Here is an 18667-nt window from a genome sequence, read left to right on the forward strand (position 1 = left end):
GTTCTACGCGTCGATCTTCCGGCCCTGCACGTACACGTGCGCGACAGCCGGTTCGCGCAATTGCATCAGCAGGGCGAACAACGTCTGATCCCGCGCCATCTCTGCGTCGTCGGCACGAGCGCCGTGCGTGACCGCATTGTTCAGGGCAGGCCAGCGCTCGGGATCGATCACCACGAAGTCGGCTTCCTTGCCGACGTCGAAGTTGCCGAATCGGTTCTCCATGTCGAGAGCGCGAGCACCGCCGAGGGTGGCCACGAACAACATCTCCGCGGGGTGCATGGACACACCGTCGTCACCCGGTTCGGTGATGTGCACCTTGAAAGCGTCGTTCGCGACGCGGGAGATCAGCCACTCGTCGCCACCTCCGTGGTCGGTTCCGAGCGAGATGTTGACCCCGGACGCCACGGTGCGCTTCCACGGCATAGTCCCCGAGCCGAGGAACAGTTGCGACACCGGGCAGTGAGAGATGGACGTACCCGTCTCGGCCATACGCGCCAACTCGCCGTCCTGACAGTGCACCGCGTGCGCCATGATCGTGCGCCGACCCAGCAGGGTTTCACCGCCGATCCGCGACCCGGGCAGGAACTTTCCGTCGTACGTGTCGAGGTAGGAGTCGACCTGGTAGTCGGCCTTCGTGGCGTCGACCTCACCGGTTCCGGGGCGATTGTTCTCGTTGAGGTGGGTGTGTACGTAGACGCCGCGACCACGCAGATCGCTGTACATCTCGCCCAGGCCCGCAAGTGTCGCGGTGGTCACCGAGAGCGAGAACCGGGGCACCAGAGCGACGTGCAACAACGCGGTGTCCACGTCGCCGGTGTCCGCCGCGTGCCACTTCTCGACCTCCGCGGCCGTCAGGTCGAGTGCAGCCTGCTCGCTGGTGCAGAGAGGTCCGGCGGAGTCGGGGCCCCGCGTCTGGATCCCGCGACCGCTCACGATGCGCAGGCCGCGGCGCCTGGTCTCCTCGAACAACGCGTCCTGCGCCGGCGGAAAGGCCGAGCCGAACACCATGGCGGCGGTGGTGCCCGCCCGCACACGCTGGTTCGTGAATTCGACTGCCGCGGCGCGTCCGAACGCGGGGTCCTCCAACTTCGACTCGGACGGGAAGATGCACCGCTCGAGCCATTCCAGCAGCTGCCCACCGCCGTAGGAATCGCCGGCATAGGTCTGAGGGAAGTGGATGTGGGTGTCCACGAAACCCGGCAGCACGAAGCCCGGCCGGTGGTCGGTCACCGTGGCCGACTCGTACTCGGGCGGCAATTGTGAGTGGTCTCCGCACCAGGCGACGAGACCGTCGGGATCGAGGACGAGAGCACCGTCGTCCTCGAAGACCAGAGCTTCTCGAGCACCTGTCACTACCGGCTGACCGGCGATGTGGAAGATCCGGCCCCGATGTATGTGGTGAGTCACAGCGATAGTGAAACAAATCCGGGCCGTTCCCGCGCGTCAGTTCGATTCGTACACTGTGCTCGCCATCACGAGCCTGCGGTGGTGTACTCGTCCATGACCTCTGCGCGTCGCCCCGTCATCTCCGTCGTGATCGTCGCCGTGCTGGTGTTCCTGGGCGGACTGATCGGTGGGCCCTTCCAAGGGAAACTCTCCGAGGTGCAGAAGAACGACAACGCGTCGTACCTGCCCGGGTCGGCCGAATCGACCCGTGTGAACACCGAGAGCGCGGGGTTCCTGTCGGTACAGACCATCCCCGGGTTCGTCATGTTCGACAGCCCCGAACCCCTCACGGACGACGACCGAGCCACCGTCCTGGCGGCGCGGCAGGCGCTCACCGAAATCGAGGGCGTCGATGCGACGGCCATGACTCCGCCGCAGTACTCCGAGGACGGTCGCACCGCCGCGCTCTACGTCCCGCTGGTGGCGAACAAGGACGGTGCGGAGGTAGCGGGAGACGAACTGGCCGCCACCGAGCAGGAGGTTCTCGACACCGCAACGACAGCAGCCGGCGACAAACTCGACGTCCTCCCCGCCGGCCCCGGCGGACTGCTGGTCGCGTTCATCGACGCGTTCGAAGGCCTCGACGGCGCCCTTCTGGGGGCAGCTCTGCTGGTGGTCGTGCTGATCCTGCTGGTGGTCTACCGCTCACCGGTGCTGTGGTTCTTCCCCATCCTGTCGGCGCTGCTGGCGCTGGGCCTGTCCTCGGTCGTCGTCTACTTCCTGGCCAAGGCGGATCTGCTGACCCTCACCGGCCAGAGCCAGGGCATCCAGTCGGTCCTGGTCCTCGGGGCGGGAACGGACTACGCCCTGCTGCTCATCTCGCGGTACCGGGAAGAGCTGCACCATTACGACAGCCGCTTCGACGCGATGATCCGCGCCTGGAAGGAGTCGGCACCCGCCATCGTGGCATCGGCGGCGACGGTGATCATCGGACTGCTGTGCCTGAGCTTCTCGGAACTCAACTCGAACAAGAGCCTCGGGCCGGTCGCCGCCATCGGCATCGCCGCGACGCTTCTCGTCATGATGACGTTCCTCCCGGTGGCCTTGGCGTTGGCCGGTCGGTGGGTCTTCTGGCCTCGCACACCCCGCGTGGATCAGGCGTCGGGTATCGCCACCCACGGCGCTTGGGGCCGCATCGCCGACACGATCGGCCGACGTCACCGCCCGGCGTGGATCGGCGCCAGTGTGTTGTTGCTGCTGTGCATCGTCGGAATCACCGGCCTCGACACGGGCGGCATCACCACGACCGAATCGTTCACGAACCGCCCGCCGGCCGTGGCCGGCCAGGAACTCTACGACGCGAAGTTCGACCCCGGCACCGGAGCGCCCGCCGTCATCACCGCTCGCGCCTCGGCGACGGACGACGTGATCGCGGCCGCATCGGCGGCGCCCGGCGTCGCCACGGCGCCGGGATCGGTGTGCGTGCAGGTCGACTTCGCGAAGATCCAGGATCTGATCAGGACACTCGGACCCGACGCTCTGGCGGCGGCTGCCCAATCCGGTTGTGCCCCGGCGAATCTGCAGGTCCAGCCCATCGATGGACGCATCATGATCAACGCCGTCCTCGCCGATCCCTACGACTCGGATGCGGCGCTGTCCACGGTGCAGACCCTGCGCGCGACGCTGCACGACCTTCCCGATGCGGACGTCCGCGTGGGCGGGAGTTCCGCCGTGACCGTCGATGTGCGGGACGCGTCGATCCACGATCGGAACCTCATCATCCCGATCGTGTTGGTGGTCATCTTCGTGGTGCTCGCCGTGCTGCTGCGAGCGATCGTCGCTCCGCTCATCCTGATACTCACCGTCGTGCTGTCGTTCGCGGCGACGCTCGGAGTGTGCGGCCTGGTGTTCGAGCACGTGCTCGGCTTCGCCGGTGCCGATCAGTCGTTCCCGCTGTTCGCCTTCGTGTTCCTCGTGGCGCTGGGAATCGACTACAACATCTTCCTGATGACACGCGTCCGCGAAGAAACTCTGAAACACGGTACGCACCAGGGCATCCTGACCGGGCTCGCCGTCACCGGCGGCGTCATCACCTCCGCCGGTGTCGTGCTGGCGGCGACGTTCGCCGTGCTCGGCGTGCTGCCGCTGGTGATCCTCGCCGAACTCGGGTTCGCCGTGGCCTTCGGAGTTCTGCTGGACACCGTCATCGTCCGCAGCATCCTGGTGCCCGCCCTGTCCTACGACATCGGCAGGAAGATCTGGTGGCCGTCAGCCCTGGCGAGCGCCAGGGACTGACGGACCGATCACAGAACCGTCGTGTCGAGATCCAGAGTCGTGCGATCGAGGGAGACCAGCAGATCGAACATCGGCCCCGTCTTGGGCAACTCGTAGCGGAAGAAGTACTGCGCGGCAACTCGTTTGCCGTCGTAGAACGCGCCCTCCTTGTCGCCCACAGCGTTGAGTTGATCGAGCCACAACCACGCCACGACGAGGTGGCCGGCCGCATCCAGGTAGGCACTGGAGTTCGCGAGTGCGACTTCCGGATCACCCTGTCCCCACACGGTTCCGGTGACGGAGACGAGTCGATCGAGTGCCGCCTTCAACGCCTCGGCGTACTCACCCGACGCCGCATCGATGGTGGCCGTCACGGCGTCGACAAGCAGCTGCAGACCTCGGCCGCCCTGTGCGACCACCTTGCGTCCCAGCAGATCGAGGCCCTGAATTCCGTTGGTGCCCTCGTGGATCGGGTTCAGTCGGTTGTCCCGGTAGAACTGCTCGACGTTGTAGTCGCGCGTGTAGCCGTAGCCACCGTGCACCTGGATGGCCAGATTGTTGGCCTCGAGGCACCACTGCGACGGCCATGCCTTGGCGATCGGGGTGAGCACGTCGAGCAGGAAGCCCGCGCGCTCGGCAGCCTCCTGGTCACCGGTGATCTGCTCGTCGACCAATCGCGAGCAGTACAGTCCCAACGCGAGACCACCCTCGACATAGGACTTCTGGGCGAGCAGCATCCGGCGCACGTCGGCGTGGTCGATGATCGGCACCTGCGGTGCGGCGGGATCCTTGTCCCCCACCGGGCGACCCTGCGCGCGGTCGCGGGCGTAGGCCACCGAGTGCAGGTACCCGGTGTATCCGAGTGCGGTCGCTCCCATGCCGACACCGATACGGGCCTCGTTCATCATCTTGAACATGTACGACAGGCCCTTGTGCGGCTCGCCTACCAGATATCCGGTGGCGCCGCCTTTCTCACCGAAAGCGAGCAGGGTGTTGGTGGTTCCGCGGTAGCCCATCTTGTGGTTCAAGCCGACCAGGTTCACGTCGTTGCGTTCGCCGAGCGAGCCGTCCTCGTTCACCAGCGTCTTGGGGACCACGAACAGCGAGATTCCCTTGACGCCGGCCGGGCCGCCCGGAATCTTCGCCAGCACGAGGTGCACGATGTTCTCACCCAGCTCGTGCTCGCCACCCGAGATCCACATCTTCGTTCCGCTCACCGCGTACGTTCCGTCGTCCTGCGGCACGGCCTTGGTCGTGATGTAGGCGAGCGACGATCCGGCTCCGGGCTCGGACAGACACATCGTGCCGTGGAAACGGCCCTCGAGCATCGGGCGCACGTACTTGTCCACCAACGCCTCGCCGCCGTACTCGATCAGCAGGTTCGCGTTGCCGATGGTGAGGAACGGGTAGGTGGCGGTACCGGTGTTCGCGGCCTGGAACCACGCCAGCGAGGCCTTCGACACCGTCGTCGGCAACTGCAATCCGCCGAGCGAGTCGTCGAACTGCCCGGAGATCAGACCGGCGTCGTTGAAGACCCTCAGCGCCTGCTCGACCTCGGGGATGAGGACGACTTTGCCGTCGTCGCCGACGTGCGGCTCGTTCGCGTCGGCCTTCTTGTTGTGCGGCGCGAAGTGCTTCACCGCGATCTGCTCACTGAGCTCCATGACCGCGTCGAACGTCTCACGGGAATGGTCGGAGAACCGCTTGCGCTCGGTCAGGGACTCGACGTCGAGCCATTCGTAGAGCAGGAATTCGAGATCACGACGCGACAGGATCAGATTCGCGGGTACTTCGGCAGCAGAGGACATACCCCGAGAGTAATACCGGTCACCGCGGCGAGGACTCGAGTGCCAACAATGCCAGCTTCGCGTCCTCTCCCCCGACATAGCGACCGGGCGACCCGTCCGACCGGACGACGCGGTGACAGGGAATGACCAGCGGCAACGGGTTGTGCGCGCACGCCGACCCGACAGCACGGACAGCGCCGGGACTCGCGGTCTCGGCGGCGATCGCGGCGTAACTGCGCGTCGACCCGTACGGAATCTGCTGCAGCCGGCCCAGGACATCGCGTCGGAAACCGGAGGCGAGCTGCAGATCGACGGCGAAGTCCATGCGTCGACCCGTACCCGCGAAGTAGGCGTCGAGGCTGCGCGCGACCGGGTCCAGCCTCCCGTGCGCTTTCAGGATCCTGGGGCTGATGCGCGTCGCCAACATCGCGAGGACGCTGTCGTGGCCCTCGACGTCGAACGCCACGCGCACCACTCCGACATCGGTCGCCGCGAGCAGCAACGTGCCGACGGGTGAATCCATGGTCCGGTAGGCAACGTCCAGCAGGCCCTCCCTCTCGGCGCTGCGCAGAAGACGGTCGTGTAGAGCAGTCAGGTCCGTCGGGGCAGTCACAGCAACTCACTCCTCGTGGTGGTCCTTCTCAGGGTGGCGATACCGTCGGCACAGGCGCGCCGGGCCGCGGCAGTCGAATTGCCCAGCAGCGCAGCTACATCCGCGTGCGGCAACCCGCCGATGTGGTGATACGCGACGGCCAGTCGCTGGGTGTCGGGCAGTGCAGCGACAGCGGCCCACAACGCATGGTTCTCATCGGGAGCCGTCTGTTGACGGTCGGGCAGTTCGGCGGTGGGCACTGCCCGCCTCGCGGCCGCGCGGTGCATGTCGATCGCCTTGCGGTGCGCGATGGTCACCAACCACGCCTGGACGTTCGCATCCGCCGGCAGGTCCGGGTAGGCACGCAGAGCGGACAGGAATGTCTCCGACCACGCGTCGTCTGCATCGACGGGACCCACCGCGGCGCGGCACACCCGCAGCACCACGGCGCCGTGGGTCTGCACGACAGTCTCGAACGGAAGCATCACGATCAGTAAACGCGTGAGGGTGGCGGAACGTGAGAATCGGCGGGGTGTCGGGTGCAGCGAGCTGTGTGCACACCCCCTGTGTGAAGCGCACACACCTTGCAGGCTGCAGCAATTGGTGTTCAGTTGACGCCAGCTGTGTGTGCACCCCTTGCAGCGGGGCGCCGCGGCGCTGTTGGGTGCGGCAAGCCGTGTGCACACCCCCTGCGTCAACCGCACACACCCTGCAGCGTGCAGCAACGGGTGCTCACTCCACGCCAGCCGTGTGCACACCCTTTGCAGCCGGGCGCAGCAGCGCGAGGTGTAGTCGGCTGTGCGCGGACTCTCTTCAGCCGGCACTGCGACACAAGGGTGCGGCCAGCTGTGTGCACACCCCCTGCGTCAACCGCACACACCCTGCAGCCTGCAGCAACGGGTGCTCACTTCACACCAGCCGTGTGCACACACCTTGCAGCCGGGCGCAGCAGCGCGAGGTGCAGTCGGCTGTGCGCGGACTCTTTTCAGCCGGCACTGCGACGCAAGGGTGCAGCAAATCCGAGTGCACACCCCCTGCGTGAACCGCACACACCCTGCAACCTTCAGCAACGAGTGCTCACTTCACGTCAGCTGTGTGTACACCCCTCGCAGCCAGGCATCGCGGCTGCTGTCGGGTGCAGCAAGCCGAGTGCACACCCCCTGCGTCAACCGCACACACCCTGCAGCGTGCCGCAACGGGTGTTCACTTCACGCCAGCCGTGTGCACACCCCTTGCAGCCAGCCAGCCAGGCACCCCAGCCGCGCACCCCCAGCACTCAGCAGGGGCTGGGCACTCGATCGGCGTAGGAACGGTCGAGGCCGCGCTGGATCATCCACACCGCTCGCGGATCGCTGGTGAGCTCCATGTGGGTTGCCGTGTTCTGCGGGCAGCCGTCCTGGACCCAAACGTTGTCGACGCTCGCGCCGGGGCCGGCGGTGAGGAACGTGTTCTCAGGAGGGGTGGACACCGTGTCGGAGCGCGTGGCGATCACGGTGTAGTCGACACCCGGAACCGTGTCCCCGTCCGCGTTGAGAGCGCCGAGGAAGTTCGATCCGACCATCTGCTGCACGAACGACGGTCCGACCGCTGCCGCGGCGACTTCGCCGACCGGGAGGCCGAACTGCTCCGCCAGGGATCCGATGAGCTGCCCGGCGGAGAAGGTGGTGCCGTGGTTGGTCGCACCGAGGGTGACGAGGGTGTGCACCGCGTCGGCTCCACCGTCGAACTTCAGGTACTGCCGCGCGACGACGCCGCCCTGCGAGTGACCGACGATGTCGACCTGTTCCGCACCGGTCCGGCCCCGGACGTCGTCGACGAAGGTAGCCAATTCGCGTGACGACGCGGCGATGTCGTCGCCGCCGTAGGTCTGCAGGAGGTTGGAGCCCGGGTCGGCGCGGTAGCCGTATTCGAGGGTGAACACGCAGTAGCCCTCGGCGCCGAGCTGGGGAGCCAGGGTCGACCACGTGTCGGGTCCGTCGACCCAGGTGCCGTGGACGAGAACGACGGGGCGCGGATGGGCGCCCGAGGGTGAACACGACGCGGGTTCCGCGTCGGCGTGGACGGGCACCGCACATGCCGCCACTGCGAGTGCGGCCACCATCATCGCCCGTTTCATACCGACGATGTTACTGGAGTGGCAGATGTGACCTCAGTCGCTGGTCGGCCCCAGCGAGATACCGCGACCGATGAGCCACAGTTCCGGGTCCACGTGCTTGTCGGCGACGATCGTCTCGAAGTGCAGGTGCGGTCCCGTCGAGTCGCCTCGGTTGCCCATCGTCGCGATCTGCTGACCGGCGGCAACCCGCTGCCCTGCGACGGCGATGATGGTGTCCACGTGGCCATAGATGGTCACGGTGCCGTCGTCGTGACGCACGCGGACCCACAATCCGAATCCGCTGGCGGGTCCCGCCTCGATGACCTGGCCGTCGGCCACGGAGAGGATCGGGGTTCCGATCGGTCCTGCGATGTCGATCCCGTTGTGAGTGGTTCCCCACCTCGGACCGAACCCGGATGTGTACGCGCCCTTGGCCGGCAGCGCGTAGTTGCCGATGCGCGCGCCGATGACGGCCGGCGGCAGTTCGTAGAGCCGCCGATCCTTCTCCTCGGCACTCGCTGCCGACGTGAGCACGGCGACGGCGGCCGCGTACTCCTCCTCGGCCGTCGCGCGGTTGGCCTTGGCGATCTGCCGCAGCGGGCCGAGGTTCCGGTCCGGCTCGGTCAGGAACGTCGGACGCAGGTCCGCGGCCGGCACGGACGCCGCGGAGGGCGGCGCGGACTCCGGCGTCGGCCTCGTCAGCTGGAACACGAGTACGGCGACGGCCAACACCAGGACGATGGCCAGAGCTTGCAGCGACACGGTGCGCACCGGGACCGTCGCCGGGGCGGTCTCCGTATCGGCATCGCGCCTGCGTGTGAGCAACTGAACCACGCTGGTGACGCTACCGGGCGTGCTCGTCCGCCGGTCCCGATCCACAGTGTTCAGCTCCGCGGGACGGGGCGATTCGAGTCGTCGAGCCTGATCGGTGCGATCCGGTCGTAGACGTCGCCCGGACCGGGGTTGTCCGGATGCGACGCACCGCCGAGATGGTTCATCACTCCCCACACCGCGTTGAGGGCAGTCTGGATGGCCCCTTCCGCCCATCCTGCAGTCCATGAAATGTCGTCGCCGGCGAGAAAGATTCCTCGGTGGCGAGGGTCCAGATCGTGCTGGACGAAGTGCGAGAACAACCGCTCCTGATACCGGTAGTGACCGGGCAGATTGGCCTTGAACGCACCCATGAAATGGCGCTCGGTCTCCCAGGACAACGTCACCGGATCCGAGATGATGTGGCTCCGGAAATCGACGCCCGGATAGATCTTCTCAAGCGACCCCAACATCAACGTCAGACGCTCGTCCGGCGACAACGGGAGCAACTTCAACGAGTCGTCGCTCCATGTGTAGGACAGGCAGATCACGCCGGGTCGATCGTCGCCGTGATCGAGCAGATAGGTCCCGCGACTGAGCCGGTCCGTGAGCGTCATGCTCACCAGATCTCGACCGGTGTCCGGGTCGACGTCCTTCCAGAACGGTCTGTCGACGAGAACGAACACCTTGGTCGAGCCCATGTAGTGGGTGCGCTCGACGGCCGTCCAGTGGTCGATGGGCAGCAGGTCGTCGTCGGTGTCGATCGTGTTGAGCAGCATCCAGCTCTGCGCGGTGACGACGACGGCGTCGAACTCCTCGGTGGCACCGGCCTCGTCGGTCACGGCGTACCGCTCACCTCGACGCCGTATCTCCGTCACACCCGGACGGGTCGCGCCGTCGTGCAGGGACTCGACGGATGTCCCGGCCGGCCAGTGAGCCGCATCCTCCACCTGCTCGGACCACAGCCCCGCCGGCAACCGGGTGGATCCGCCCACGATTCCGCGATGGTGGTCGTCGGCCGCCGTGGCCACGACGCGGAGGATCTCGAGGATCGAGTTGGGGAAGTCGGTGTCCCAGCCCCCGGTCCCGAAACCGACCTGGCCGAACAACTCTCGCCGAGCGAACGACGCGAAGTGGGGAGAGTCGACCAGGAACCCGTAGAATGTTGTGTCGTCCAGTCGGACCACGAGGTCGTTCCAGATCCGCTTGACGGCCTCCACGTCGCGCAGCCGGATGGCGCGCTGCAGCGCCACCAGTTCGGACTGCTCCTCGAGCGTCCTCTGCCACGCCTGTGCGACCTCCGCGTACTCGTCGGGCAGATCCGTGAGGTGTCGCGCGTAGTGGCTGGTGCCCTTGAGGTCGATGACCGTGCTGCTCGTCGCGTCGGCAAGCGGGTTGGGGAACGCCGTCGTCTCGATGCCGAGGTGATCGAGGTAGTGGAACAGCGCGGTCGACGACGGAGGGAACCGCATCGCCCCCATCTCCGCGACGATGTCGGGATGGCCGTCGAACGACACCGAATGCATGCGGCCGCCGAGTCGGCCCGCCTCGTAGACGACGGGTTCGAGACCCATGCGCAGCAGCTCCCGAGCCGCGACGGTGCCGGCCAGGCCGGCTCCGACGATCGCGACGCGCGTTCCGAGGCGCTCCTGCGGAACCGAGCCCAGCCCTGCCGGGTGGGACACGTAGTCGTCGTACGCGAACGGGAAGTCGGGGCCGAACATCGTGACGGGAGGTTCGCGGTCCTCCGTGGTGGTGCTGTCGGGAGTGACGGGCGTTGTCATGGGGCCTTCTCGTTTCCGGTGCTCTCGTGTCTGGAAGGAAGTGACGGGGTGAGGACCCACAGCACCGTGGAACGAGCCTCGGCGCGGAAGCTGTGTCGCCGATGCGGCGGGAACGTGAACGCGTCACCGTCGCCGAGGCGGACGGTCCGATCGTCGACCGTCACCGAGAGGCTGCCGGACAGCACGAGCACGAAGCCCACGTCGGCCGGGAGCTCGTAGGACTCGTCGCCGCTTCCTCCCCCGGACGCGATCTCACCACGGATCACCTGCAGCCGCTGCTCGCCCGGCGGCGTCAGCAGGTACTCGACCTGGGACTCGCCGCCGAAGGCGATGGGCGGATACGCGTCGGCACGCACGACGTCGCCGGGTGGCACGTCGTCGAAGAGCGAGCCCATCGGCACGGACAGCGCATCGCAGAGTCTCACCAGCACGGCCACCGACGCCGTGGCGCGGTCGTTCTCGACCTTGGACAGATAGCCCTTGGTCACTCCGACGGTCTCGGCGAGAGCATCGAGGGTGAGCCGACGGGCAGCTCGCGCCGCGCGAAGTCGGGCACCGGTGGAGGACACGACTGGAGATCATGCCTCGCCGAGCCTGAGGAAACAAGTGTTGACTGTCAGGGCCCGTTGAGGAAACATCCCTGCACATGACCGAGATCCGAGGCCCGCTCGACGCCTCCAAGCACCCCCGCTACACCGAGCCGTCGACCTTCGCGCGGCTCCCTCGACTCGATCAGGTGTCGCGGGCCGACGTCAGCATCCTCGGCGTTCCTTTCGACTCCGGCGTCAGCTACCGGCCGGGTGCGCGCTTCGGACCGGCCCACATCAGGGCGTCGTCGAAGTTGTTGCGGCCGTACAATCCGGCGCTGGACGTGTCACCGTTCGCGCAGCGCCAGGTGGCCGACGCCGGAGACATCGGGGTCAATCCTTTCGACATCACCGAGGCCCTCACCACCGTCGAGCACGCGATCACCGACCTGCGCAAGGACGGCAGCACGGTGCTGACACTCGGCGGAGACCACACCATCGCCCTGCCCATCCTGCGCGCGCTGCACCGCGACCACGGGCCGATCGCCGTACTGCACTTCGACGCCCACCTGGACACGTGGGACACCTACTTCGGGGCACCGTTCACCCACGGGACGCCGTTCCGGCGAGCCAGCGAGGAGGGGTTGATCGACCTCGAGCGTTCGCAGCACATCGGCATCCGCGGCCCGCTCTACGGCAAGAAGGACCTCGAGGACGACGCCGTTCTCGGGTTCCAGATCATCCGCTCCGACGACTACGAGACGGACGGGGTGGCGTCCATCGTCGAGCGCATGCGGCGACGTCTCGACACGGGGCCCGTCTACGTCTCGGTCGACATCGACGTCCTCGATCCTGCGCACGCACCGGGAACGGGAACGCCCGAGGCAGGCGGCATGACGTCCCGCGAACTGCTGAACACCCTGCGCGGACTGGTGGGGGCGAACATCGTCGGCGCCGACATCGTCGAGGTAGCGCCCGCGTACGACCACGCGGAGATCACCGGCATCGCTGCCGCCCACGTCGCCTACGAGCTGCTGTCGGTACTCGCGCTGGGGTCGTAGCCCGTCTTCTTCTCGGACCGATGGGCACGCACGCGCCACACGATGATCGCCACGACCACCAGGACCGCGACGATCAGCGCGGCGTCACGCCCGACGGTCTTCGCGACCTTCTCGTACGAGTTGCCCGCCACGAACCCGAGCATCACGAAGCCGATCCCCCAGACCAGGCCGCCGATCGCGTTGAAGGCCAGGAATTTCGGGTAGGGCATCCGCGACATGCCCGCCAGTGCCGGCATCACGGCGCGGAAGAAGGCCACGAAACGGCCGAGGAAGACGGCGGACCCACCCTTCCGAGCGAGAAGGTCGCGGGCCTTGTCGAGCTTGTCGCGCCGTGAGTCCAACACCTTCATCGCGAGCAGCCGCGGACCGAAGTGCTTGCCGATCTCGAATCCGACGGAGTCGCCGAGAATCGCTGCCGCCACGACCACCGCCGCCATGGCGGCGACGTGGAGGTGGTCCTGGCTCGCCGCCACCCCGCCGATGACGGCCGCCGTCTCACCGGGAATGACGAAGCCGACGAAGATCGCGTCCTCGAGGAACACGAGGAGGAACACGATCAGGAAGACCCAGATCGGCGCGATGTCCAGCAGCCGCTCCATCACAGAACTCATGACCGCAACTATGACGCACGAAAGACCCCACCCCGTGCGCAGGCACGAGGTGGGGTCTTCCGAGTCATCGGCGGGCTTCTTCACCTGACGGCTCTGGTGCCTCGTGATGTCCGGACAACACGGGAACCTATGAGGGGCGGTACCCGCTGGGCGGTGAACTCAACCGGACACGGTGCTGGTGGGCTGGGTTCGTGAGATGATTCTCCATCGTGGACACAACGGATTCCGAGGCTGCCTCGACAGCCGACTCGATGCACACGGGTGCAGACGAGTCGACGTCGCGTGCCGCGGCCCTGGTCACCGAGGTGGCCGCCGGGTCCGTTCCTCCGCGCAGACTCGCCGCCATGCTCACCGCCGTCGGCGGCAGTGTCCGCGACGACGACCATCTAGCCGCGCTGTTGAAGCGGACCGCCGAGATCGCGCACGAGGCCATCGACGGAGCATCGAGTTGTGGTGTCAGCATCCTGTTCGGCGGCATGACGTACACCGCGGTCCACACGGACGAGCTCACGCTCGAGGTCGACGAACATCAGTACGCGGTCGGTGACGGGCCGTGCATCGAGGCGGCGCGCACCGGGGAAATCGTTCGTGTCGACGTCGACGCGGCCGAACAGCGGTGGCCCGAGTTCGCCCGACTGGCGCGCGAGGAAGGGGTGCGCTCGTTCCTGGCAGCTCCCCTGCACACGGAGGACCTGAAGCTGGGGTCGTTCAATCTGTACGGCACCGAACCGTCGGCCTTCGATTCCCTGGACGAGTCGATTCTGTCGTTGCTCACGTCGACGGTGTCGACGGCCATCGGTGACTACGCCCGTGTGCGGTCCGCGCGTGAGGTGGCCGCGGGGCTGCAGGATGCGCTCGAGCACCGTGCCCCCATCGAGCAGGCCAAGGGCATTCTGATGGCGCTGCACGGTGTGGACAGTGACGCCGCGTTCAGGATGCTGTCCTCCGAGTCGCAGCGCACCAATCGCAAACTGCGCGACATCGCCCGGGAGTTCGTCGAGAAGGTCTCCAGCGGAGGCTAACTCGCGCTCCACCCGCCGTCCATCGTGTAGGACGCTCCCGTGATCATCGACGCGTCGTCGCCGACGAGGAACGCCACCAGCGCGGCCACCTCGGCGGGCTCGACCATCCTCTTGATCGCACTCTCCGTGAGCAGCACCTTCTCCAGAACTTCGGACTCCGGAATGCCGTGCACGCGCGCCTGATCGGCGATCTGCTTCTCCACCAACGGAGTTCGCACGTAGCCGGGATTGACGCAGTTGCTCCGCACACCCCGCTCCGCGCCCTCGAGAGCCGTCACCTTCGACAGTCCCTCCATCGCGTGCTTCGCGGTCACGTAGGCGGACTTGTTGGCAGATGCCCGGAGCCCGTGCACCGACGACATGTTCACGATGCGGCCGTACCCCGACTCGTACATGTGGGGCAATGCCGCCCGCACCAGCAGGAAGGGCGCCTCCACCATCAACGTCAGGATTCGCCGGAACATCAGCGGGTCGAAGTCCTCGATCGGCGAGACGTGCTGGATGCCCGCATTGTTCACCAGGATGTCCGTCTCGAGCGTGAGGTCGGCGAGGGCGTCGACGTCGGACAGATCGACCTGCCACGGCCGTCCACCGATCTCGTCCGCGAGCGCCGCGGCGGCATCCCCGTCGAGGTCGGCGACGGTGACCGTGGCACCGTTCCCGGCCAGACGGCGGGCTACCGCCGCTCCGATTCCGCTGGCGCCGCCGGTCACGAGCGCCGATCGTCTTGTGAGGTCCGTCATGCTCACGAGTGTGTGCTGCATCGCCGCCGGGTTCAATGACGACCTGCGCAACCCCGAACTGCAGTTGTGCAGACCGCCGGGTGTGCAGACTGGGGTCATGACCGACGAACGCATCGAATTCCGGCGAGTGATGGCCCTTCCGGCCGCCGACATCTTCGCAGTGCTGTGCGACCCGCAGGGCCACGTGGCGATCGACGGGTCCGGCATGCTGATGGGCGCCGACGGCTCGCCCGTCCAGGCTGCCGGCGACACCTTCACCGTCCACATGGACCGTGAGGCCCTCGGCGACATCCCGATGGGCACCTACGACGTCGAGGTCACCATCGCCTCGTTCGAACAGGACCGCGACATCTCGTGGACCATCGTCGGAACCGTGCGTCCGCCCATCGGGCACCGCTACGGCTACGCCCTGGCGCCGCACACGTTCGACGACGGCACCGAGGGAACCACCGTCACGTCCTACTACGACTGGTCCGACATCCACCCCGACTGGCGTCAGCGGGACATCTTCCCGGTCGTCTCGGGTTCCTCGCTGCGTGCCACGCTGGGGATTCTGGAGCGCACCGTTCGCCGCGGTTACGCAGGTGACGGGCGGGTATCCCCGAGGGTATGAACCTCACAGCGCTGTTCCAGCCGTTCGAGAAGGCGTCGTTCCTCGATCCCGTCAGCGACGCGGTCTCGGGTCGACTGCGATCGGTCCTCGAGGGAACTCCGGTGGACGGCCTGCTGCGCGGCACGTTCGTCGGCCACCCCATGCACCCGATCATGGCGTATTCGTCGGTCGGATTGTGGAGCAGCGCGGTCTTTCTCGACCTCACGGGCGGAAACGGCGCCGCATCCCGACGACTCATCGGAGCCGGACTCGTGACAGCCCCGACCGCGTTGGTGACGGGGTGGGCGACATGGTCGACGCTCGATGAGCAGCAGCGCCGAGTCGGACTCGTACACGCCGGCACCAATGCCGTGGCGTTGACACTCTTCGCCGCGTCGTACAAGCGTCGCGCGAAGGACCCGGTCACATCACCGCCGGACACGACGTCGAAGGCGCTGGCCCTCGCGGGATTCGCGGTGGCGGGCCTGGGAGGTGCGTTGGGCGGACACCTCGGCTACAACATGGGAGCAGGAGTGTCGGCACGCGCACTCCCGGCCGGCGTATGAGTACCGACGACGTGTTCGCCGAACTCCGCGCCCGCGGCGTCACCGCCGAGGGAGCCCGCCGATTCGCCGACGGCAGTTCGGAGAACCTGGACCCCGACGCCCTGTCCGCGTTGACCGAGGCGAACCTGACCGAGGAGCAACTGCGGGACTACATCACTCGGACGGCGGAGTGACCCTGCGATAGTGCTCGGCGATGTCGCCGGCGGTGGTGAACCAGACGCCGTCGGCATTCGCCGTCATGTGCTCCAACGCCCGACGGAAACGCCTGAGCCGGTGGGGTTGTCCCGTCAGGAACGTGTGTGTCGAGATCGCGAGAACCCGTGCCCCGCGACGGGACTGCTCCTTCAACTCGTCGAACGAGTCGACGATGATCGACTCGAAATCTGCGGCCGACGCGTGGTGATGGACGAACACCGGTAGGTCGTTCACCTCGTGCGGGTACGGCACCGCGAGCAACGGCCCGCTGGTCGTCGTCATCCATACCGGTTGGTCGTCGATCGGCCAGTCCAGCGTGTAGTCGAATCCGTGTTCCGCCAGTAGGTCTTCGGTGACGCGGCTCGGATTCGCACCGGGGCTCATCCACCCGCGCGGTGGCGTTCCCTCGTTGATCTCGATGGTGCGGCGAACATGGGCGATGGTGCGGCGCTCCGCGTCGGGATCCTGCTGGTTGGGTTGCTCGGCGTTGGTGCGCCCGTGCGCCACGACGTCGGCGCCCAGAGCGCGATAGGCCGCCACCAGATCCGGGGCGTGATCGTAGATCTCCGAGTTCACCAGCAGTGTCGGCCGAATGCCGTTGTCTCGCAACGTGTCGGCGAGCGCGAAGCCTCCGACGCGGTTGCCGTACTCACGCCACCCCCAGTTGTACGAATTCGGCTGGTCCATCGCCGGCGTGTAGCCGATGCCGGGAGATCCGTCGTCGTACGGGAAGTGTTCGCAGTTGACCGCCACGTACACGGCCAGCGACGCTCCGTCGGGCCACTCGAGGTGGGGGCGGTCGGTGATCGGCGAATACGGGAAACGACCGTGGGACGGCAGGGCCATCACTCGCCCCGCGCTGCGCGGATCCGCGTGCGGAGTCCCTCGAGGTACGGCTCCATGTCCGACTCCGACGCCAGGATGACGTCGTCGACGGCGTGACGACGCCCCTCGATCACCACACCGTGCTCGTCGAGTTGCGCGGACGCCCACCAGCGCTCGGCCCCACCGTGCAGCTCGAAGTGGACATCGACGCCGTCGACGGGAACGGTCACCCGCTGCGCGTCCGTGGCGGCGATCGCCTCGCGGCGTCGTTTGTACTCCGGCGACATCGGCGTCAGGCCGATGGCGGACAGCATCGCTGCCAGGGCCTTGCGGTGCGGATCCTTCATCGTCGTCGTGACCTCGACGAAGGGCGTGTCGACGTCGCCGCCGTCCCAGTCGACCTCACCGTGGCGCAACGTGACACTGGTCAGGACGTCGTTCTCACGCTCCCACGGCCCCAGGACGCGCGGACCGTCCCACGTGGTGACGGCGTACGTGGGAAAGGTCGTGGCCTCGGCGCGGATCTGATCCTCGATCGCGCGCTGCTGAGTCCAGAACTGCTCCTCGTCGAGGTGGCCGATGATCTCCATGCCTCCAGTGTGCCCACTTCGCCGTCGTGCGACTCTCACGCCGGAAGAAACACCCGGCCGCGGTACGCCTCGCGCACCGTCCTCGTCGCCACCGTCGTCCACGCCGCCACCAGCACGGCGAACAGCACGACCGCCAGCGCCTCGACAACTGACGACTCCAGCGCGCGCCCCAATGCCGCCGCACCGGTCACGCATGTTCCGACGGGGAAGGTGAACGACCACCATGCCAACGAGAAGCGCAGTCCTCGGCGCGCGGCGTGCACGGTCAGCGCTGCGGCCAGGGCGAACATCATCGCTCCGAAACCGCCCATCACCGTTCCGAAGAGGATGCCCGCCGCACGCAGGACCAGCGCCACCTCGCTCCGATCACCGGTGAACACCATCACCGCGTCGGCACCCAGGAGGTTGGCGGCGGTGACGGACTGGCCGATGACGCCGAGGGTGATCCATATCGTCGGTGCAGCCTGGACCGGGAGGACGGCGCCGTGCAGCAATCGTCCGAGCACCACGGTGGTCACCATCAGCCCGGTCACGAGTGCCATTCCGAACAGCGCGTAGCAGCCGGCGAGCATCGCGAGCCGCCCCTGTCCGTCGGCGATGTGCGGGAGGAGAAGTGCACCGGTGGATGCCGACACCATCGGCGGCACCACGGGCATCAGCCATGCCGGGAGCGCGACCGTGTCGGCGCTGCGGCGGGTGATCATCACGTACGGGACGACGACGCTGGTCGCGAGTCCGAGGGCAGTACCCACCGTCCAGAGGACGACGAAGATCGAGGTGGCCAGGCTCTGCCCGAGGATGTCCGCACCCAGGAGGCTCGTACCGGCACCGACGGTGAGCAGAGCCATGGGCGGCGCGCCGTAGAACTGCATCATCACGGGGTGGGCCGCGTGCGCCAGCGCGACGCGGCGGTGCGCGAGCCAGTGCGCGGCGAACAGGGTCGACACGACGACGAGGACAGTCGAGGCGAGCAGCCACATGACGACGGCTGCCACGTGGAGCACGACATTCTGCACAGGCAGCGTCGCGGCGGCAGTGGCGACGATTCCGGTCCCCATCACCGACGCGAACCAGTTCGGCGTGATGTGCTCGATCACGCTACCGGGCGAGTCCAGATCGCGGAGCAGCCCGTGCGATGTCGCGGTCCGGAAGGTCGTCATGCCTTCACAGTGCGCCGGGACGGCGACGATCAGTAGTGGTCGTGCTC

General features: G+C 67.2%; 18 protein-coding genes and 1 pseudogene. 6 read left to right on the top strand and 13 right to left on the bottom strand.

Going from position 1 to position 18667, the window contains the following annotated elements; all coding sequences use genetic code 11:
- Window positions 1–3 precede the first annotated feature (3 nt).
- Window positions 4–1407 carry a guanine deaminase gene (locus ASG64_RS07960; RefSeq protein ID WP_056071808.1) on the bottom strand — a complete coding sequence of 468 codons (1404 nt, stop codon included), beginning with the start codon at window positions 1405–1407 and terminating at the stop codon, window positions 4–6.
- 93 nt (window positions 1408–1500) lie between these two features.
- Here ASG64_RS07960 and ASG64_RS07965 point away from each other — a divergent pair, with 93 nt between their 5' ends.
- On the top strand, window positions 1501–3681 hold the full coding sequence (locus ASG64_RS07965; RefSeq protein WP_056072922.1) for an MMPL family transporter: 2181 nt from the start codon (window positions 1501–1503) through the stop codon (window positions 3679–3681).
- Window positions 3682–3689: 8 nt separating this feature from the next.
- Here the strand turns inward: ASG64_RS07965 and ASG64_RS07970 are convergent, their stop codons facing one another.
- From ASG64_RS07970 to ASG64_RS08000, 7 genes and pseudogenes are all read right to left on the bottom strand, one after another.
- A complete protein-coding gene (locus ASG64_RS07970) occupies window positions 3690–5468 on the bottom strand; it encodes an acyl-CoA dehydrogenase (RefSeq protein ID WP_056071810.1) in 1779 nt (592 codons plus the stop codon).
- 19 nt (window positions 5469–5487) lie between these two features.
- The gene (locus ASG64_RS07975) at window positions 5488–6060 is read right to left on the bottom strand and encodes a methylated-DNA--[protein]-cysteine S-methyltransferase (protein WP_042574229.1); all 573 of its coding nucleotides are present in this window, start codon (window positions 6058–6060) and stop codon (window positions 5488–5490) included.
- Window positions 6057–6524 carry an RNA polymerase sigma factor gene (locus ASG64_RS07980; protein WP_056071813.1) on the bottom strand — a complete coding sequence of 156 codons (468 nt, stop codon included), beginning with the start codon at window positions 6522–6524 and terminating at the stop codon, window positions 6057–6059. Before ASG64_RS07980 ends, ASG64_RS07975 begins: the two co-directional genes overlap by 4 nt.
- Window positions 6525–7315: 791 nt before the next feature.
- A complete protein-coding gene (locus tag ASG64_RS07985) occupies window positions 7316–8155 on the bottom strand; it encodes an esterase/lipase family protein (protein ID WP_056071817.1) in 840 nt (279 codons plus the stop codon).
- Between the two features lie 33 nt (window positions 8156–8188).
- A pseudogene (locus ASG64_RS22305) lies at window positions 8189–8596 on the bottom strand (M23 family metallopeptidase); the annotation flags it as partial.
- Window positions 8597–9018: 422 nt separating this feature from the next.
- Entirely contained in the window at window positions 9019–10728 is a 1710-nt protein-coding gene (locus ASG64_RS07995) for a flavin monoamine oxidase family protein (RefSeq protein WP_056071820.1), read from the bottom strand.
- Entirely contained in the window at window positions 10725–11297 is a 573-nt protein-coding gene (locus ASG64_RS08000; protein WP_042574233.1) for a helix-turn-helix domain-containing protein, read from the bottom strand. Before ASG64_RS08000 ends, ASG64_RS07995 begins: the two co-directional genes overlap by 4 nt.
- A gap of 77 nt (window positions 11298–11374) precedes the next feature.
- Between ASG64_RS08000 and speB the strand changes: the two genes are divergently transcribed.
- Window positions 11375–12316, top strand: a complete 942-nt coding sequence (gene speB, locus ASG64_RS08005; RefSeq protein ID WP_056071823.1) for an agmatinase — start codon at window positions 11375–11377, stop codon at window positions 12314–12316.
- Here the strand turns inward: speB and ASG64_RS08010 are convergent.
- Window positions 12280–12927, bottom strand: a complete 648-nt coding sequence (locus tag ASG64_RS08010) for a DedA family protein (RefSeq protein ID WP_056071826.1) — start codon at window positions 12925–12927, stop codon at window positions 12280–12282. The two genes, speB and ASG64_RS08010, sit on opposite strands and share 37 nt — an antisense overlap.
- Window positions 12928–13136: 209 nt before the next feature.
- Between ASG64_RS08010 and ASG64_RS08015 the strand changes: the two genes are divergently transcribed.
- Complete coding sequence (locus tag ASG64_RS08015; protein WP_235579520.1) at window positions 13137–13949, top strand: GAF and ANTAR domain-containing protein; 813 nt, start codon at window positions 13137–13139, stop codon at window positions 13947–13949.
- Here ASG64_RS08015 and ASG64_RS08020 read toward each other — a convergent pair.
- On the bottom strand, window positions 13946–14692 hold the full coding sequence (locus ASG64_RS08020) for a 3-hydroxybutyrate dehydrogenase (RefSeq protein ID WP_056071828.1): 747 nt from the start codon (window positions 14690–14692) through the stop codon (window positions 13946–13948). The genes ASG64_RS08015 and ASG64_RS08020 overlap by 4 nt on opposite strands.
- A 97-nt stretch (window positions 14693–14789) precedes the next feature.
- Here ASG64_RS08020 and ASG64_RS08025 point away from each other — a divergent pair, with 97 nt between their 5' ends.
- Genes ASG64_RS08025 through ASG64_RS21555 form a run of 3 tightly spaced genes read left to right on the top strand, consistent with a single transcriptional unit; the run spans window position 14790 to window position 16023 of the window.
- Window positions 14790–15305: a hypothetical protein gene (locus ASG64_RS08025; protein WP_056072928.1), complete on the top strand. Its 516-nt coding sequence runs from the start codon at window positions 14790–14792 to the stop codon at window positions 15303–15305.
- A complete protein-coding gene (locus ASG64_RS08030) occupies window positions 15302–15850 on the top strand; it encodes a DUF2231 domain-containing protein (protein ID WP_056071831.1) in 549 nt (182 codons plus the stop codon). The genes ASG64_RS08025 and ASG64_RS08030 overlap by 4 nt, the downstream gene beginning before the upstream one ends.
- Window positions 15847–16023, top strand: coding sequence for a hypothetical protein (locus ASG64_RS21555; RefSeq protein ID WP_156388293.1), 177 nt, complete (start codon window positions 15847–15849; stop codon window positions 16021–16023). The genes ASG64_RS08030 and ASG64_RS21555 overlap by 4 nt, the downstream gene beginning before the upstream one ends.
- Here the strand turns inward: ASG64_RS21555 and ASG64_RS08035 are convergent.
- From ASG64_RS08035 to ASG64_RS08045, 3 genes are read right to left on the bottom strand one after another with little or no spacing between them, the layout of a single operon-like run.
- Window positions 16004–16891 carry a polysaccharide deacetylase family protein gene (locus ASG64_RS08035; RefSeq protein WP_056071833.1) on the bottom strand — a complete coding sequence of 296 codons (888 nt, stop codon included), beginning with the start codon at window positions 16889–16891 and terminating at the stop codon, window positions 16004–16006. The genes ASG64_RS21555 and ASG64_RS08035 overlap by 20 nt on opposite strands.
- Complete coding sequence (locus tag ASG64_RS08040) at window positions 16891–17460, bottom strand: hypothetical protein (RefSeq protein WP_056071835.1); 570 nt, start codon at window positions 17458–17460, stop codon at window positions 16891–16893. Before ASG64_RS08040 ends, ASG64_RS08035 begins: the two co-directional genes overlap by 1 nt.
- 35 nt (window positions 17461–17495) lie before the next feature.
- Window positions 17496–18620 carry a TDT family transporter gene (locus tag ASG64_RS08045; protein WP_056071838.1) on the bottom strand — a complete coding sequence of 375 codons (1125 nt, stop codon included), beginning with the start codon at window positions 18618–18620 and terminating at the stop codon, window positions 17496–17498.
- Window positions 18621–18667: the final 47 nt, after the last annotated feature.

Source organism: Rhodococcus sp. Leaf247, from assembly GCF_001426185.1.
Lineage (GTDB): Bacteria > Actinomycetota > Actinomycetes > Mycobacteriales > Mycobacteriaceae > Rhodococcoides.

Bases quoted from the DNA above. Each gene is read 5' to 3' on its own strand.
- ASG64_RS07965 (WP_056072922.1), top strand. From the start codon at position 1,501: ATGACCTCTGCGCGTCGCCCCGTCATCTCCGTCGTGATCGTCGCCGTG.
- ASG64_RS07970 (WP_056071810.1), bottom strand. From the start codon at position 5,468: ATGTCCTCTGCTGCCGAAGTACCCGCGAATCTGATCCTGTCGCGTCGT.
- ASG64_RS07980 (WP_056071813.1), bottom strand. From the start codon at position 6,524: ATGCTTCCGTTCGAGACTGTCGTGCAGACCCACGGCGCCGTGGTGCTG.
- ASG64_RS07985 (WP_056071817.1), bottom strand. From the start codon at position 8,155: ATGAAACGGGCGATGATGGTGGCCGCACTCGCAGTGGCGGCATGTGCG.
- ASG64_RS07995 (WP_056071820.1), bottom strand. From the start codon at position 10,728: ATGACAACGCCCGTCACTCCCGACAGCACCACCACGGAGGACCGCGAA.
- speB (WP_056071823.1), top strand. From the start codon at position 11,375: ATGACCGAGATCCGAGGCCCGCTCGACGCCTCCAAGCACCCCCGCTAC.
- ASG64_RS08010 (WP_056071826.1), bottom strand. From the start codon at position 12,927: ATGAGTTCTGTGATGGAGCGGCTGCTGGACATCGCGCCGATCTGGGTC.
- ASG64_RS08020 (WP_056071828.1), bottom strand. From the start codon at position 14,692: ATGACGGACCTCACAAGACGATCGGCGCTCGTGACCGGCGGCGCCAGC.
- ASG64_RS08025 (WP_056072928.1), top strand. From the start codon at position 14,790: ATGACCGACGAACGCATCGAATTCCGGCGAGTGATGGCCCTTCCGGCC.
- ASG64_RS08030 (WP_056071831.1), top strand. From the start codon at position 15,302: ATGAACCTCACAGCGCTGTTCCAGCCGTTCGAGAAGGCGTCGTTCCTC.
- ASG64_RS21555 (WP_156388293.1), top strand. From the start codon at position 15,847: ATGAGTACCGACGACGTGTTCGCCGAACTCCGCGCCCGCGGCGTCACC.
- ASG64_RS08035 (WP_056071833.1), bottom strand. From the start codon at position 16,891: ATGGCCCTGCCGTCCCACGGTCGTTTCCCGTATTCGCCGATCACCGAC.
- ASG64_RS08040 (WP_056071835.1), bottom strand. From the start codon at position 17,460: ATGGAGATCATCGGCCACCTCGACGAGGAGCAGTTCTGGACTCAGCAG.
- ASG64_RS08045 (WP_056071838.1), bottom strand. From the start codon at position 18,620: ATGACGACCTTCCGGACCGCGACATCGCACGGGCTGCTCCGCGATCTG.